This window comes from Streptomyces sp. R-74717 (assembly GCF_047305335.1).
Classification (GTDB): domain Bacteria; phylum Actinomycetota; class Actinomycetes; order Streptomycetales; family Streptomycetaceae; genus Streptomyces; species Streptomyces atratus.
Genome location: NZ_CP102361.1, coordinates 2,528,793 through 2,544,673, shown reverse-complemented (window position 1 = coordinate 2,544,673; position 15,881 = coordinate 2,528,793). Strand labels below are relative to the sequence as shown.

15 protein-coding genes are annotated in these 15,881 nt (G+C 70.7%); all 15 read left to right on the top strand.

The genetic code is table 11. From position 1 onward, the window contains the following. Positions 1-24 precede the first annotated feature (24 nt). The 15 genes from NRF20_RS11470 (at position 25) to argF (ending at position 15,851) form a co-directional block, all read left to right on the top strand. Entirely contained in the window at positions 25-1,395 is a 1,371-nt protein-coding gene (locus NRF20_RS11470; protein WP_398629754.1) for an ATP-binding protein, read from the top strand. Further along, complete coding sequence (locus NRF20_RS11465; protein ID WP_385819542.1) at positions 1,392-1,817, top strand: roadblock/LC7 domain-containing protein; 426 nt, start codon at positions 1,392-1,394, stop codon at positions 1,815-1,817. Before NRF20_RS11470 ends, NRF20_RS11465 begins: the two co-directional genes overlap by 4 nt. Continuing rightward, positions 1,814-2,167, top strand: a complete 354-nt coding sequence (locus tag NRF20_RS11460) for a DUF742 domain-containing protein (RefSeq protein ID WP_266356978.1) — start codon at positions 1,814-1,816, stop codon at positions 2,165-2,167. Before NRF20_RS11465 ends, NRF20_RS11460 begins: the two co-directional genes overlap by 4 nt. Then, positions 2,145-2,759, top strand: a complete 615-nt coding sequence (locus tag NRF20_RS11455) for a GTP-binding protein (RefSeq protein WP_398629755.1) — start codon at positions 2,145-2,147, stop codon at positions 2,757-2,759. The genes NRF20_RS11460 and NRF20_RS11455 overlap by 23 nt, the downstream gene beginning before the upstream one ends. After that, the gene (locus NRF20_RS11450) at positions 2,756-4,030 is read left to right on the top strand and encodes a cytochrome P450 (protein WP_398629756.1); all 1,275 of its coding nucleotides are present in this window, start codon (positions 2,756-2,758) and stop codon (positions 4,028-4,030) included. Before NRF20_RS11455 ends, NRF20_RS11450 begins: the two co-directional genes overlap by 4 nt. A 104-nt stretch (positions 4,031-4,134) precedes the next feature. Continuing rightward, entirely contained in the window at positions 4,135-4,533 is a 399-nt protein-coding gene (locus tag NRF20_RS11445) for a cell division protein SepF (RefSeq protein ID WP_266356972.1), read from the top strand. A gap of 162 nt (positions 4,534-4,695) precedes the next feature. Beyond that, positions 4,696-5,979: an AAA family ATPase gene (locus tag NRF20_RS11440; RefSeq protein ID WP_398629757.1), complete on the top strand. Its 1,284-nt coding sequence runs from the start codon at positions 4,696-4,698 to the stop codon at positions 5,977-5,979. Continuing rightward, positions 5,976-6,344 (top strand): nucleotide pyrophosphohydrolase, encoded by a 369-nt coding sequence (locus NRF20_RS11435; protein ID WP_266356968.1) that lies wholly within the window; start codon positions 5,976-5,978, stop codon positions 6,342-6,344. The genes NRF20_RS11440 and NRF20_RS11435 overlap by 4 nt, the downstream gene beginning before the upstream one ends. Before the next feature lie 124 nt (positions 6,345-6,468). After that, entirely contained in the window at positions 6,469-7,005 is a 537-nt protein-coding gene (locus NRF20_RS11430) for a DUF6099 family protein (RefSeq protein ID WP_266356966.1), read from the top strand. A 136-nt stretch (positions 7,006-7,141) separates the two neighbouring features. Further along, on the top strand, positions 7,142-8,065 hold the full coding sequence (locus tag NRF20_RS11425; protein ID WP_413752520.1) for an LLM class F420-dependent oxidoreductase: 924 nt from the start codon (positions 7,142-7,144) through the stop codon (positions 8,063-8,065). Between the two features lie 172 nt (positions 8,066-8,237). Further along, the gene (gene mmuM / locus NRF20_RS11420) at positions 8,238-9,146 is read left to right on the top strand and encodes a homocysteine S-methyltransferase (RefSeq protein ID WP_398629759.1); all 909 of its coding nucleotides are present in this window, start codon (positions 8,238-8,240) and stop codon (positions 9,144-9,146) included. A gap of 52 nt (positions 9,147-9,198) precedes the next feature. Continuing rightward, a complete protein-coding gene (locus NRF20_RS11415; RefSeq protein ID WP_413752519.1) occupies positions 9,199-10,722 on the top strand; it encodes a 3' terminal RNA ribose 2'-O-methyltransferase Hen1 in 1,524 nt (507 codons plus the stop codon). Continuing rightward, entirely contained in the window at positions 10,719-13,292 is a 2,574-nt protein-coding gene (locus NRF20_RS11410) for a polynucleotide kinase-phosphatase (protein ID WP_413752518.1), read from the top strand. Before NRF20_RS11415 ends, NRF20_RS11410 begins: the two co-directional genes overlap by 4 nt. A gap of 92 nt (positions 13,293-13,384) precedes the next feature. Next, a complete protein-coding gene (locus tag NRF20_RS11405) occupies positions 13,385-14,617 on the top strand; it encodes an arginine deiminase (protein WP_398629762.1) in 1,233 nt (410 codons plus the stop codon). A gap of 226 nt (positions 14,618-14,843) precedes the next feature. Next, the gene (argF, locus tag NRF20_RS11400; protein WP_398629763.1) at positions 14,844-15,851 is read left to right on the top strand and encodes an ornithine carbamoyltransferase; all 1,008 of its coding nucleotides are present in this window, start codon (positions 14,844-14,846) and stop codon (positions 15,849-15,851) included. Positions 15,852-15,881 lie beyond the last annotated feature (30 nt).

The following is a 15,881-nucleotide window of genomic DNA, read 5'->3' as shown; positions in this document are numbered from 1 at the left end:
CGACAACAGAAACGCGGTGACGGCATGGGATGGATAGTGGCGGTGATCGCCGTCGCCGCCGCCGTGGCGGCGATGGTCCACGCGGAGAACATGGCGCGTGCCCAACGCATCGCCGCGGCCCGCGCCGAGCTGGCCGAACGGCAGATGAAGGCCGCCGAGGCCCGTACCGCGGCCCTCACCGACGAGATCGGCCAGCTGGCCCGGGAACGGATACCCGTCGCCGCGCTCGCCCTCTCCCACCCCACCGCCCAGGTCCCCGGACTGCGGGAGGCGGCCGAGATCGACGGCGATGCCGCGCGGCTGCTCACCGAGGCGGTGCAGGCCGCGCGCACGGCCGTCCTGGAGGAGCGGGGCCGCGTCGACGCGGCCGCCCGCGCGGCGATGCGCGGCACCTCCGCCAAGATCCAGTCCCTGCTCAACCAGTCCCAGCAGCTGCTGCACGAGCTCCAGCACGAGTACGACGATCCGCGCATCCTGCAACTGGACTTCCGCAACGAACTGGCGCTGCGACGCACCCAGGCCACCGCGGTGCTCTGCGACGCCTGGCCCGGCCTCGCCCGCCAGAACTCGCCGCTCGTCGAGATCGTGCTCGGCGCCCAGTCCCGGGTCGCCGGCTACGAACGCGTCAAGGTCGCCAACCACCTGCGCGACGAACGGCTCGGCCTCGTCGCCCGTGCCGCCGAACCCCTCGCCATCGCCCTGGCCGAACTGCTGGCCAACGCCACCGCCTACTCGCACCCCGACACCGATGTCCAGGTCACCCTCCAGCAGAGCGGCGGCCGGGGCGCGTTCCTGATGGTCGACGACGCGGGCATCGGCATGGACGACGACGCGCTCGACCGGGCACGGGCCCTGGTGGCGGGCCCGCCGGAGATCCTGCTGACCGAGCTGGGCGATCCGCCGCAGACCGGCTTCGCCGTCGTCGGCCGGCTGGTGCTCCAGTACGGCTTCAACTGCCACATCGAGGAATCGCCGTTCGGCGGCATGCGCACGATCCTGCGCGTCCCCGCCCATCTGCTGACCGTGCTGGAGGACGACCGCAGCCTCTCCGCCCTCGCCCCGAAGCCGGTGCGGACGCTCGCCTCGCCCACCGTTCCCGCGCCGACCGAGCAGGAGACCGCCCCCGTGCCGCAACCCGCCGGCGGACAGGCCCCCGCGCTGCCCAGCCGACGCCGTCGCACACCACGCCCGGCCCCGGCCCCGCAGGCGCCCGTCGGCGCCGCCCCGGAGCGCGAACAGGTGCCCCGTACACCCGAGCAGGCCGGGGCTTCCTGGGCGGCACTCCAGCAGGGCACCCTCAACGGCAGGAGCGTCGCCGGGCCGCCATCCGCCCCGGCACCGGACGACCACGACCACCCGGACGACCGGGACGAGCAAGGAGACGACCAGACGTGAGCGCCCCCACTTCCACCACCGGTGACCTCGCATGGGTGCTGACCCCGCTGCTGGAGCTCCCCGGAGTCCAGCACGCCGTGGTCGCCACCGGAGACGGCCTCGTCGAGGGCGCCTCACCCGGCCTGGACCGGGCCTCCGGCGAACGGGTCGCCGCCATGACCGCCACGCTGCACGCCGCGGCACGCGCCTTCACCACGGCCTTCACCGACGTCGAGGCACCGCGCCTGGCCCAGACGGTCGTCGAGTCCGACCAGGGCTTCGCCATCGTCGTACCGGCCGGGAACAACACCACACTCGCCCTGTTCGCGGAACCGGGAGCCAAACTCGGCGACATCGCCTACCAGATGCAGGTGCAGGTCACCGCCCTGACCCGGGCGATGAACGCGCCCGCCCGCCAACCGGACACTGCCGCCCGGCCATGACCTCCGGCCCCGGACGCCGTCTGATCCCCGCCTATCTGGTCACCGGCGGCCGGACCCGGCCCGCCGGTCCCGCGCTCGACCGGCTCGCCGTGCTCGTACGCACCGACACGGACCTGCCCCCGGACACCGGCTCGGAACAGCGCAGGCTGTGCGAGCTGCTGGAACCGGGCGCGCTCACCGTCGTCGAATCCGCGGCCCACCTGGATCTGCCGGTCAGCGCCACCGTCTTCCTGGCCACGGACCTCGCGGCCGCCGGACACCTGTACACCCGACCGCCCGTCCCCAGCGCCGGGGAGATCGACCGGTCGCTCGTCGAGAGGCTGCTCGTTGGACTCCGCTCCCTCCACTGACCGCACCGGCATCGGCTATCTGCCGCCCGCCGCCCGGAACCTGATGAAGATCGTCGTCACGGGTCCGTTCGGCGTCGGCAAGACCACCCTGATCCGTACGCTGTCGGAGATCGCCACGCTCCACACCGAAGAGGCGATGACCCAGTCCAGCACCCGGCTCGACGACACCGCGGGGCTGCCGGACAAGACCACGACCACCGTCGCCGTCGACTTCGGCCGGCTGACCGTCCTGGACGACCTGGTGCTCTACATGTTCGGCACCCCCGGCCAGCAGCGGTTCCTGCCGCTCTGGGAGGACATCGCGCGCGGTGCGCTCGGCGCGGTCGTCCTGGTCGACACCCGCAGGCTCGCCGACTCCTTTGCGGTCATGGACATGGTCGAGGAGCAGGGCCTGCCGTACGCGGTCGCGGTCAACCGTTTCCCCGATGTCCCCGCCCACGCCGACGAGGTCCTGCGCAAACACCTCGACCTCGCCCCCGAGACCCCGCTGGTGCAGTGCGACGCCCGCGAACGCCGCGGCAGCATCGACGCCCTGATCGCGCTGGCCGAGCACGTACTCACCAAGATGCCCAGGCCCGAGGACCCGTCATGACAGCGTTCGCACAGCCGCCGGAGCCGCTCGCCCTGTACGGTCCGGAATTCGCCGCCGACCCGCAGAGCCACTACCGGCGCCTGCGCGAACACGGCCCCCTCGCGCCCGTCCGGCTCGCCCCCGGCATCGACGCCCTGCTGGTCACCGACTACCAGGCCGCCGTCGATCTGCTCCGCGACACCCACACCTTCACCAAGGACCCGCGCGCCTGGCAGGCCACCGTCCCCGAGGACTCGCCGGTCCTGCCCATGCTCGGCTACCGGCGCACCGCGCTGTTCAGCGACGGCGACGTGCACGCCCGCTACCGTGGCGCCATCAACGACAGCCTCGCACTGATCGAACCGCACGCCCTGCGGGCCGAGGTCACCCGGGTCGCGGGGCGCCTGATCGGCGAGTTCGCCGCCACCGGAAGCGCCGACCTCATCGCCCAGTACGCCCGACGGCTTCCGCTGCACGTCCTCGCCATCTGTTTCGGGGTGGAGCCGGGTGACGGCGAACGCATCGTCAACGGCGTCGCCGGCATGTTCAACTCCGCTGAGAACGCCGCCGCCGCGTACGCGGACCTCGTCGAGGTCGTCACTGCGCTGGTCACCGACCGCCGTGCCTGCCCGCGCCGCGACCTCACCTCGTACCTGCTGGGCCACCCGGCCAATCTCGACGACGACGAGACTGTGCGTCAGATCACCCTGATCATGAGCGCGGGCCACGATCCGACGACCAATCTGATCGGCAACGCGCTGCTGCACATGCTCACCGACGCCCGCTACGCCGGTTCGCTGCACGGCGGCGCGATGACGGCACACGAGGCGATCGACGAGGTCCTCTGGCAGGACCCGCCGCTGGCCAATTTCGCGGCCCACTATCCGCGCCACGACACGGAGTTCCACGGCGCCCGACTGCGCGCCGGACAACTGCTCCTCGTCTCCTACGCCGCCGCCAACACCCAGTCCGTGCCCGGCCTTTCGGACCCCGGGGTCCGCTCCGGCGCCAGTGCCCATCTGGCTTGGTCGGCCGGTCCGCACCGGTGCCCGGCGAAGCAGCCGGCGCTGCTCATCGCCATGACCGCGATCGAGCAGCTCACCAGCCAGCTGTGCGACGCAGAACTGGACGTTCCGGTCAGCGGACTGAAGTGGCGGCCGGGACCGTTCCACCGCGCTCTGGTGCGGCTTCCGGTACGTTTCACGCCCGTCGACCTGACTACGGAAACGGACCGGCACGACGCGGCCGAGGGTGCTTCGGACGGGCCGTCAGAGGTGTCGATCAGTCCGTGAACCGTGTCGGTGGTACGCCGAACGGGTGAGGGACGAGAGAATTGCCCGATGAACAGCGAGCGCAGCGGGCGCAACGCCGACCGAAGCACAGACGGGGTGGTCCGGTGAGCAGGTACGACAGGTACGACGTCACGGACGAGCAGTGGGAGGGGCTTGCCCAGGTCGTACCTCTGCGCGGCCGCGACGAGTGGCCGTCCAGGGTCGATCACCGTACGGTCCCCGACGAGAGCGCGGCAGCCGCACAGCGGCGCCTCGTCGTGCTGCGGGTCCAGGTCTTCGCGGACGCGCGGGAGGTGGCGGAGTACCTGGTCGCACAGATCCCGGTACTGCTCGATCTGACCAGCGCGGAGACGGATGTGGCCAAGCGCATCCTGGACTTCACCAGCGGGGTGGTCTTCGGTCTGGGCAGCGGAATGCACCGGGTCGACCGGAATGTCTTCCTGCTGTCGCCGCTCGGCATGGAGGTCGAGGGGGTTACGGCGGCAGGCGTACCCGGGTCGTAGGAAGGCCGCCGGGGGTGTTGGCGGGGTGGGCGCGGCGGTGGACGTCCTTCGATCGTGGGAATGCCGTCCGGGGCGGGGTAGCCGCGGCAGGCGTAGCCCGATCGTAGGAAGGTCGTTCAGGCGGAACGGTTCGCCGCTCCGCGGTCTGCATACGGTCCGCCCATGAGTGCACTCCGCCCGGGGACCACCCCGCCACCGTCCGCCCGTACATCCGTGCCTGATGATGCGCCTGCCGCAACCGGCACGTCCGTGTTCGGTGACGGCCCCGCCGCTACGGACACGTCGGCCCGCCCGGAAGCCCTGTGGCGTTCCGGCGGTCCCGTCCGCTCCGCCGGACCTGTCGTCACCGAACTGCGGTTGTCCGCCTTCGCCTCGCACCGGGGCGCCAACTTCCCCATCGGCCCGGTCACGCTCTTCGCCGGCCCCGGCGGCAGCGGCAAGTCGAGTGTGTTGCGGGCGTACGAGGCGCTGGCGCGGCTGGGCAGCGGAGACCCGCTCGACGAGGTCTTCCCGGACCCGGCGGGGTGCGTACCGGAAGGCGCCGTGGCCGATGTGCAGGGCCGCCGCGGATTCCGGATCGGCTGCACGACGGACGGTCCGGCAGGACCGGTACGGCTCGACCTGGCAGTCCAGGCGGAGCCCACCCTCCGTATCGTCGGTGAACGGCTCACCGGCGGTGGCGAGACCCTGCTCACCACCGCATTGCGCGACCCGGGGCGTTCGACGGTCCAGGCGGCCTGGCACACCGCGGGCGCTGTCCCGGTGACGCGTGCGCCCCTGCCGGACGACCGCCTCGGAACGGCCCTGCTGCCGCTGCGAGTGGCGGGCAGGACCGAGGGGCAGTTACAGGTCCTTGCCGCCGCCGAACAGATGGTCGTGGCCCTGCGGTCGGTCTTCGCCTGTGAACCGCAGCCGCCGCGGATGCGTGGGCCCGTACCGGCGGGCGACGGCCGGCTGCGCCGCGGCTGCGACAACCTCGCGGCGGTGCTGGAGCGCACGCACACACAGTGCGCCCAACGCCACGCCCGGCTGGTCGCGGCGGCTCACACCGGATGCGCGGGACCGGTGACCGCACTCGGTGTCGAGCGGTTCGCGGACGGGTTGCTGCGCGCGACCGTCGGGCGCGACGGGGGGCATGCGACGCCGGTCGGCCGGCTCGGCGACGGTGAGCTGAGGTATCTCGCGCTCGCTCTGGTGCTGCTCACCGGCCCCGGGGTGCTGGCGGTGGACGCCGCGGGCGAGGTGCCGTCGGCCATGCAGACCCTCACCGTGCTGGCCGACGGACTCGACCGGGACTTGGACGGACGGCAGTTGCGCGGACTGCTGGATCTGGCGGCGTCGATCGGGGCGGCCGGGCACCTCAGACTGGTGGGGACGGTCACGGAGCCGGGTGCGGTGCGAGCCCGGGAGACGGCCGGGGTGACGGTGGTAGACCTGAAGCCGTGACAGAACTTGATGTACGTGCCCTGCAGCAACGGCTCGCCGCGTTCGCGGCTGCACGGGACTGGGAGCAGTACCACACCCCGAAGAACCTGGCGGCGGCACTGAGCGTCGAGGCATCCGAACTGGTCGAAATCTTCCAGTGGTTGACGCCGGAGCAGTCGGCGCGGGTGATGGAGACACCCGAGACGGCGCACCGGGTGGCGGATGAGGTCGCGGATGTTCTCGCCTATCTGCTGCAGTTCTGCGAGGTGTTGGGGATCGACGCACTGACGGCGCTGGCGGAGAAGATCGACCGGAATGAGGCCCGATTCCCGGTGCCGGAGCCCCCGGACACCCTTGATTCGCCAGATCGTCACTCTTCGGAGTGATCCACTTATTCACAGTCGACTTCGTGTCCACAGATTTCCGAATTCCCCTGGCTTTTCGGTACCGACGCCCTCACTGTGGGTAATGGATGAGTTGAGCGGCTTTTCGTACGGATGGGGGTAACGCATGGAAGCGGAGCGGCTTGTGGGAGTCAGCCGGCGTGCTCTGGCACAGAGCCGCTGCACGCCGGACATCATCGCCGAGGCATGGCAGGCCCAGGCGCTCGCTCAGGCGATCGGCAGTCGGCTGGCGGCGGACGGGCCCAAGGAACTACGCGGAGAGGCGCGCGGGCTCAGCGAAATCGGCGGAAGGAGCGGCGGGGCGCTGGACCACCCGGCGGCGCGGGCCGGAGTGGCGCGGGCCGCGCAGCTCTCCGAGCTCGCCGAACCGCGGGCGACGCTGACGGGGCTGGGCACACTGCTCGGAGAGGTGGGGATAGCCCTGGTCGGGGTGGCCTGCGAGACCGACGAGCAGGGGCTCTACTGGCAGTGCATGGAGGCGATCGACGCGGCCGACGAGTCCATGGACCGGGTGCACGGAATGCTCCGGCGCCTCGACGAGCAGGACCGGGAGCGGCAGCAGGATCTGGAGCGAGGCCGGGGGCGGGACGGCCCCTACGGTGCGATCCGCGGACCGGCGGGCTCGGCGGCGGGCCAGCCGTGACCGCGCAGGATTCAGGGAGTGACGAGGGACGGGACGGTGTACGGGACGGCCGTGACCGTAGATGCCTTCGGCAGCGGCGGCGCGTGGGAGGGAGAAGGAGGGGAATGACCGGCATCCGGAGGTGCAGGATGGATGCATGGATCTTCGAATCTTCACCGAGCCCCAGCAAGGGGCCGACTACGACACCCTGCTCACCGTCGCCAAGGCGGCCGAAGACCTCGGCTTCGACGCCTTCTACCGCTCCGACCACTACCTCCGCATGGGCCCGGGGGACGGGCTGCCCGGCCCGACCGACGCGTGGATCACCCTGGCCGGGCTGGCGCGCGAGACCAAGCGGATCCGGCTCGGCACGCTGATGACCGCGGGCACCTTCCGGCTCCCCGGCGTGCTCGCCATCCAGGTCGCGCAGGTCGACCAGATGTCCGGCGGACGCGTCGAGCTCGGCCTCGGCGCAGGCTGGTTCGAGGAGGAGCACAAGGCTTACGGCATTCCGTTCCCCAAGGAGAAGTTCGGCAGGCTGGAGGAGCAGCTGGAGATCGTCACCGGGCTCTGGGCGACCGAGATCGGCAAGACGTTCAGCTTCGACGGCACGTACTACCAGCTGACCGATTCGCCCGCGCTGCCCAAGCCGGCGCAGGCCAAGGTGCCGGTGCTGATCGGCGGTCACGGTGCGACGCGCACACCGCGGCTGGCCGCCCAGTACGCGGACGAGTTCAATATTCCCTTCGCGTCGCTGGAGGACAGCGAGAAGCAGTTCGGCCGGGTCAGGGAGGCGGCGAAGGCGGCTGGCCGCGGACCGGACGACCTGGTGTACTCCAACGCCCTGGTGGTGTGCGTCGGCAAGAACGACGCCGAGGTGGCGCGGCGCGCCTCCGTCATCGGCCGTGAGGTGGCGGAGCTGAAGGCGAACGGGCTCGCGGGCTCACCCGCCGAGGTGGTCGACAAGATCGGCAGGTACGGCGCGATCGGGTCGTCCCGGATCTACCTCCAGGTCCTGGATCTGGACGACCTGGAGCACCTGGAGCTGATCTCCTCCCAGGTCCAGTCCCAGTTCACCTGAACCGGGAACCGTCCCGGGCTCACCTGGACCGGGCACCATCCACGCTCACCCGAGTCAGGGATCGGTCGCCGCTCACCCGAGCCAGGTCCGGGCCCGGCTCACGAGGGAGTCACCCGTGCAACCCGTCCGGTCAGTCAGCGGTCCGCCCGCCCGTGTGCTCGATCGTGCCCTCTTGGAGGGGACGGTCCTGCTCGACGGTGGTCTCTCCAACCAGTTGGAGGCGCAGGGCTGCGATCTGTCCGACGCTCTGTGGTCGGCCCGGCTGCTGGCCGACGGGCCGGGGCAGATCGAGGCCGCGCACACTGCCTATGTGCGGGCGGGTGCGCAGGTGCTCATCACGGCCAGTTACCAAGCGACCTTCGAGGGATTCGAGGAGCGGGGGATCGGACGGGCCCAGGCTGCGGAGCTGTTCGCCCGCAGTGTGCGGCTGGCACGGCGGGCCGCGGGTGCGGTGGAGCGGGAGATCTGGGTCGCCGCCTCGGTCGGCCCGTACGGGGCGATGCTGGCGGACGGCAGCGAGTACCGGGGCCGCTACGGGCTCTCCGTCCGGGAGCTGGAGCGGTTTCACCGGCCGCGGGTGGAGGCGCTGGCCGCCGCAGGGCCCGATGTGCTGGCGCTGGAGACGGTGCCGGACATCGACGAGGCCGAGGCGTTGCTGCGGGCGGTCGAGGGGTGTGGGCTGCCCGTCTGGCTCTCGTACAGCGTGGCGGGGGACCGGACCAGGGCGGGGCAGTCGCTGGAGACGGCCTTCGCCCTCGCCTCGGGGCAAGACCGTGTGCTGGCAGTCGGGGTGAACTGCTGTGATCCGGCGGACGCGGACCGGGCGGTGCGGGTGGCGGCGGAGGTGGCCGGGAAACCGGTCGTGGTCTATCCGAACAGCGGTGAGCGGTGGGATGCCGGCGGACGGGAGTGGGCTGGTGCCCCCACCTTCGAACCGGGGAGAGTACGGGCCTGGCAGGACGCCGGCGCCCGGCTGGTGGGCGGCTGCTGCCGGGTCGGCCCGGAGACCATCGCGGAGCTGGCCGGGCTGCTCGGCGCAGCGACGGCAGGCGAGGGGAAAGGAGGGGCAACAGTGCCGTAGACACATGAAAATACCTGGTGGGGGGCGAGTGAAGCGGACCATACTCGGACGTGTGTTCCTGACAATCAGCACGACCGGCAACCCGGAACGTCCCGCGACCGATCTCGGCTTTCTGCTGCACAAGCATCCCGAGAAGGCGCAGACGTTCTCCACCTCCCATGGCACCGCGCATGTCTTCTATCCCGAGGCATCCGCCGAGCGCTGCACAGCGGTGCTCCTGCTGGAGGTGGATCCCGTGGCGCTGGTGCGGCGCGGCAAGGGCAAGGGCCGGGGCGGCGCCCCCGATGCGGCGCTCGCGCAGTACGTCAACGACCGTCCGTACGCGGCGTCCTCGCTGCTCTCCGTCGCGATGAGCATGGTGTTCAAGACCGCACTGAACGGTGTGTGCCGCGCACTGCCCGAACGTGCACAGGCGCCGCTTCCACTGAGAATCGAGGTGCCCGCACTGCCGGCGCGCGGCGGCGCGGAACTGGTGCGCAAGCTGTTCGGGCCGCTCGGCTGGAAGAGCGTGGACGCCGTGGCCGTACCTCTGGACGAGCAGTTCCCGGAGTGGGGGGACTCGCGGTACGTACGGCTGGTGCTGGAAGGCGAGTTGCGGCTGGCGGACGCGTTGCGGCAGCTGTATGTCCTGCTGCCGGTGCTCGACGACGCCAAGCACTACTGGGTCGCACCGGACGAGGTGGACAAGCTGTTGCGGGCCGGTGAGGGCTGGCTGGCCGGCCACCCCGAGCAGAAGCTGATCACCAGCCGCTATCTGTCCCGGCGCTGGGGGCTGACCCGGCAGGCGATGCAGCGGCTCGAACTGGTGCGGCTCGCCGAGTCGGACGACCTGGACGTCGAGAGCATCGACAACGCGGTGGACGAGACGACCGACACCGAGGAGAAGCCGGTGCCGCTCGCCGAACAGCGGCGCACCGCGATCCTCGACGCGCTGCGCACCGCCGGGGCGAGCCGGATCCTCGACCTGGGGTGCGGTCAGGGCCAGTTGGTGCAGGCACTGCTCAAGGACGTGGGCTTCACGGAGATCGTCGGCGTCGATGTCTCGATGCGCGCCCTCACCATCGCCTCACGACGGCTGAAGCTGGACCGGATGGGGGAGCGGCAGGCCGGACGGGTCACGCTTCAGCAGGGCTCGCTCACCTACACCGACAAGCGGCTCAAGGGGTATGACGCGGCCGTGCTCAGCGAGGTCATCGAGCACCTCGACCTGCCGAGGTTGCCCGCGCTGGAGTACGCCGTGTTCGGTTCGGCCCGACCGCGGACCGTGCTCGTGACGACGCCGAACGTCGAGTACAACGTCCGCTGGGAGACCCTTCCGGCCGGGCATGTGCGCCACGGCGACCACCGGTTCGAGTGGACCAGGGCCGAGTTCCGCGACTGGGCCCAGGAGGTGGCACAGCGGCATGGATACGCGGTCGGTTTCGTCCCCGTGGGGCCCGACGACCCCGAGGTGGGGCCGCCCACACAGATGGCCGTGTTCACGATGACCGCGGCCGATGAGAGCAGGAACGAGAGCAAGAACGAATCCTGGCACGAGACTGCCGACGAGACCGAGAAGGGGGCGAAAGTCGCATGACCAGTACTTCGCGCACGTTGCCGGTGACCGACCTCTCCCTCGTGGTGCTCATCGGAGCCAGCGGTTCCGGCAAGTCCACCTTCGCCCGTGAGTACTTCAAGCCCACGGAGATCGTCTCCTCGGACTTCTGCCGCGGCCTGGTCGCCGACGACGAGAACGACCAGAGCGCCAGCCGTGACGCCTTCGACGTCCTCCACTACATCGTGGGCAAGCGGCTCGCCGCCGGGCGGCTGACCGTCGTGGACGCCACCAGCGTCCAGGCCGAGAGCCGCAAGCAGCTGGTCCAGCTGGCCAGGAGCCACGACGTGCTGCCCATCGCGATCGTTCTCGACCTGCCCGAAGAGGTCTGCATCGCGCGCAATGCGGCCCGCCCCGACCGCGCCGACATGCCGCGCCACGTCATCCAGCGCCACCGTCGCGAGCTGCGCCGCTCGCTGCGCGGCCTGGAGCGCGAGGGCTTCCGCAAGGTGCACATTCTGCACACCGAGGAGGAGGCGGAGCACGCCGAAGTGGTGCTGGAGCGCCGCTACAACGACCTCCGCCACCTCACCGGCCCCTTCGACATCATCGGCGACATCCACGGCTGCAGTTCCGAGCTGGAGGCCCTGCTCGGCAAGCTCGGCTACGTCGACGGCGCGCACCCCGAAGGGCGTACGGCGGTCTTCGTCGGCGACCTCGTGGACCGCGGCCCCGACAGCCCCGGGGTACTGCGCCGCGTCATGTCCATGGTGTCGGCGGGCAACGCCCTGTGCGTGCCGGGCAACCACGAGAACAAGCTCGGCCGCTATCTCAAGGGCCGCAAGGTCCAGCACACCCATGGACTCGCCGAGACCATCGAGCAGTTGGACCGGGAGGACGAGAAGGACCCCGCCTTCCGCGAGCAGGTGCGGGAGTTCATCGACGGGCTCGTCAGCCACTACGTCCTCGACGAGGGCAAGCTCGTCGTCTGTCACGCCGGACTGCCCGAGAAGTACCACGGGCGCACCTCCGGACGGGTCCGCTCGCACGCGCTGTACGGGGACACCACCGGTGAGACCGACGAGTTCGGCCTGCCCGTGCGCTACCCGTGGGCGGAGGAGTACCGCGGCCGTGCCGCCGTGGTCTACGGCCACACCCCGGTGCCCAATACCTCCTGGGTCAACAACACCATCTGCCTGGACACCGGTGCGGTCTTCGGCGGGAAGATGACCGCGCTGCGCTGGCCGGAGCGCGAGCTCGTCGACGTACCGGCCGAGAAGGTCTGGTACCAGCCGGCCAAGCCGCTGACCACCGAGGCGCCCGGGGGCAGGGAGGGCAGGCCGCTGGACCTCGCCGATGTGCACGGCCGCCGGATCGTGGAGACCCGGCACATGGGACGCATCTCGGTCCGCGAGGAGAACGCCGCGGCGGCGCTCGAAGTCATGAGCCGGTTCGCCGTCGACCCGCGGCTGCTCGGCTACCTCCCGCCGACCATGGCGCCCACCGCCACCTCGCACGAGGACGGTTACCTGGAGCACCCGGCCGAGGCCTTCGCCCAGTACCGGGCGGACGGTGTCACCGAGGTCGTGTGCGAGGAGAAGCACATGGGCTCGCGTGCGGTGGCGCTGGTCTGCCGGGACACGAACACCGCCCGTGAGAGGTTCGGCGCAGGGGGAACCTCCCACGCTTCCGCCGGTGAAGGAGGCCCGACCGGGGCGCTCTACACCCGCACCGGAAGGCCGTTCCTCGACGACGTCGCACTCACCGAGGTGATTCTCGGCAGGCTGCGCACCGCCGTCACCGCCGCCGGACTCTGGGAGGAGTGGGACACCGACTGGGTGCTGCTCGACGCCGAGCTGATGCCGTGGTCTCTCAAGGCGGCCGGGCTGCTGCGCTCGCAGTACGCCGCGGTCGGTGCCGCATCCGGGGCGGTCTTCCCGGAGGCCAACGTGGCCCTCGCGGCAGCGGTGGCCCGTGGGGTGGACGTGGGCGCGCTCGCGGACCGCCAGCAGGGGCGGGCCGAGGACGCGACCGCGTTCACCGAGGCGTACCGCCGCTACTGCTGGAGCACCCAGGGCCTGGACGGGGTGCGGCTCGCGCCGTTCCAGATCCTCGCCGTGCAGGGCCGCTCGCTGGCCTCCGTACCGCACGACGAGCAGCTGGCCTGGCTCGACCGGCTGGTCGAGCACGATCCGACCGGGCTGCTCCAGGTCACCCGCAGGCTCGTCGTCGACACCGGTGACGAGGCGTCGGTGCGCTCCGGCATCGACTGGTGGCTGGAGATGACCGGCCGCGGCGGCGAAGGCATGGTCGTCAAGCCGCTCGCCGCGTTCGTACGGGACGGCAAGGGCAGGCTGGTCCAGCCGGGCATCAAGGTGCGCGGCCGGGAGTACCTCCGGATCATCTACGGCCCCGAGTACACCCGCCCGGAGAATCTGGAGCGGCTGCGCGGCCGGTTCCTCGGCCACAAGCGGTCGTTGGCGCTCCGGGAGTACGCGCTGGGCCTCGAAGCGCTGGACCGGCTGGCCGACGGGGAGCCGCTGTGGCGGGTCCACGAGGCGGTGTTCGCGGTGCTGGCCCTGGAGTCGGAGCCGGTCGACCCGCGGCTGTAGGCAGTGGTGCCGACGGGCTTTCCGATGAGATCAGCGGAAAACCGCTGGCGATTCGCCGGGTGCACGGCGCTCCGCACGGTGAGGATGGATGCATGGGATTCCATGTCGACTCCGAGGCCGGGCGGCTGCGCCGCGTCATCCTGCACCGCCCCGATCTTGAGCTGAAGCGGCTCACCCCCAGCAACAAGGACGCGCTCCTGTTCGACGATGTGCTCTGGGTGCGCCGCGCCCGCCAGGAGCACGACGGCTTCGCGGACGTGCTGCGCGACCGCGGAGTGGAGGTGCACCTGTTCGGCGATCTGCTCCGTGAGTCGCTGGAGATCCCGGTGGCCAGGCGGCTCGTCCTGGACCGGGTCTTCGAGGAGAAGGAGTACGGCCCGCTCGCCACCGAGCATCTGCGGGCCGCCTTCGAGGAGTTGCCCAGCCCCGAGCTGGCCGAGGCGCTGGTGGGCGGGATGACCAAGCGGGAGTTCCTGGAGCGGCACAGCGAGCCGACCTCCGTCCGCTTCCATGTCATGGACCTGGACGACTTCCTGCTCGGCCCGCTGCCGAACCATCTCTTCACCCGGGACACCTCGGCCTGGATATACGACGGGGTGTCGATCAATGCGATGCGCTGGCCGGCCCGGCAGCGCGAGACCGTCCACTTCGAGGCGATCTACCGCCACCACCCCCTCTTCACCGGCCCCGACGCGGGCGTCTTCCACCACTGGTCGGAGGGGCAGGACGACTACCCCTCCACCATCGAAGGCGGCGACGTACTGGTCATCGGCCACGGCGCCGTACTCATCGGGATGAGCGAGCGCACCACCCCGCAGGCGGTGGAGATGCTGGCCCGTGGACTGTTCGACGCCGGCTCGGCGCACACGATCGTGGCGCTCGACATGCCCAAGCGCCGGGCGTTCATGCACCTCGACACGGTCATGACGATGATCGACGGCGACACCTTCACCAAGTACGCGGGCCTGGGCATGCTCCGCTCGTACACCATCGAGCCCGGTGAAGGGCCGAGGGACCTGAAGGTCACCGACCATCCGCCCGAGCACATGCACGACGCGATCGCGCACGCCCTGGGCCTGGACTCGATCCGGGTTCTCACAGCCACCCAGGATGTGCACGCCGCCGAGCGCGAGCAGTGGGACGACGGCTGCAATGTGCTGGCCGTCGAGCCGGGCGTCGTCGTCGCGTACGAGCGCAACGCCACCACCAACACCTATCTGCGCAAGGAGGGCATCGAGGTCATAGAGATCCGCGGCAGCGAACTCGGCCGGGGCAGGGGCGGCCCCCGCTGCATGAGCTGCCCCGTGGTGCGCGATCCGGTGTAGCGGCGCACGACCCGGTGCGGCGGTACGCGACACGGCGCAAGGAAGGAGACTCCGCACGCACAAAGAGTCTCTGCGTGAAGCGACTCCGCACGAAGCGTCTCTGGCCGAAAGACTCCGCCCAGGAGCCGTCGTACAAGGAAAGAGGCTCCGTATAGCGATGCAAGGCTTCGTATAGACTTCCAGGGTCACTGTATGCGCGATCCTCGCCCGACCCAGGAGCAGTCTCATGGCCATAGACCTCGCAGGCCGCCACTTCCTCAAGGAGCTGGACTTCACGGCCGAGGAGTTCCGCGGCCTGATCGACCTCGCGGCCGAGCTCAAGGCCGCCAAGAAATCGGGGACCGAAGTGCAGCGGCTGCGCGGCAAGAACATCGCGCTCATCTTCGAGAAGACCTCGACCCGCACCCGCTGCGCCTTCGAGGTGGCGGCCGCGGACCAGGGTGCGTCCACGACGTATCTCGACCCCTCCGGCTCGCAGCTGGGGCACAAGGAGTCGGTGAAGGATACGGCCCGCGTCCTCGGCCGGATGTTCGACGGCATCGAGTACCGCGGTGACAGCCAGGTGGCCGTCGAGGAGCTCGCTGCGTACGGCGGCGTTCCGGTCTTCAACGGACTCACCGACGACTGGCACCCGACCCAGATGCTCGCCGACGTCCTCACCATGGCCGAGCACAGCGAGAAGCCGCTGGAGCGGATCGCCTTCGCCTACCTCGGCGACGCCCGCTTCAACATGGGCAACTCCTACCTGGTCACCGGTGCCCTGCTGGGCATGGACGTGCGGATCGTCGCGCCGAAGTCGTACTGGCCGGCCGAGGAGATCGTCACCGAGGCCCGCAGGCTGGCCGAGGCCGGCGGTGCGACGGTCACTCTCACCGAGGACATCGCCGAGGGCGTCAAGGGCGCGGACTTCGTCGCCACCGATGTCTGGGTCTCCATGGGCGAGCCCAAGGAGGTCTGGGGCGAGCGCATCGAGGCCCTCGCGCCGTATGCCGTGACCATGGACGTCCTGCGCGCCACCGGCAACGCCGACGTGAAGTTCCTGCACTGCCTCCCGGCCTTCCACGACCTCGGCACCAAGGTCGGGCGGGAGATCGAGGCCGCCCACGGGCTGACGGAGCTCGAGGTCACCGACGAGGTCTTCGAGTCCACGCACTCGGTCGTCTTCGATGAGGCCGAGAACCGGATGCACACGATCAAGGCTGTTCTGGTGGCAACCCTGGCGGCCGCAAGCTGACTGCTGCATGATCATGCGCCCGATTGGGTG

Coding starts and splice junctions, on each gene's coding strand:
- NRF20_RS11470 (WP_398629754.1), top strand. CDS start 25: ATGGGATGGATAGTGGCGGTGATCGCCGTCGCCGCCGCCGTGGCGGCG.
- NRF20_RS11460 (WP_266356978.1), top strand. CDS start 1,814: ATGACCTCCGGCCCCGGACGCCGTCTGATCCCCGCCTATCTGGTCACC.
- NRF20_RS11450 (WP_398629756.1), top strand. CDS start 2,756: ATGACAGCGTTCGCACAGCCGCCGGAGCCGCTCGCCCTGTACGGTCCG.
- NRF20_RS11440 (WP_398629757.1), top strand. CDS start 4,696: ATGAGTGCACTCCGCCCGGGGACCACCCCGCCACCGTCCGCCCGTACA.
- NRF20_RS11430 (WP_266356966.1), top strand. CDS start 6,469: ATGGAAGCGGAGCGGCTTGTGGGAGTCAGCCGGCGTGCTCTGGCACAG.
- NRF20_RS11425 (WP_413752520.1), top strand. CDS start 7,142: ATGGATCTTCGAATCTTCACCGAGCCCCAGCAAGGGGCCGACTACGAC.
- NRF20_RS11410 (WP_413752518.1), top strand. CDS start 10,719: ATGACCAGTACTTCGCGCACGTTGCCGGTGACCGACCTCTCCCTCGTG.
- NRF20_RS11405 (WP_398629762.1), top strand. CDS start 13,385: ATGGGATTCCATGTCGACTCCGAGGCCGGGCGGCTGCGCCGCGTCATC.
- argF (WP_398629763.1), top strand. CDS start 14,844: ATGGCCATAGACCTCGCAGGCCGCCACTTCCTCAAGGAGCTGGACTTC.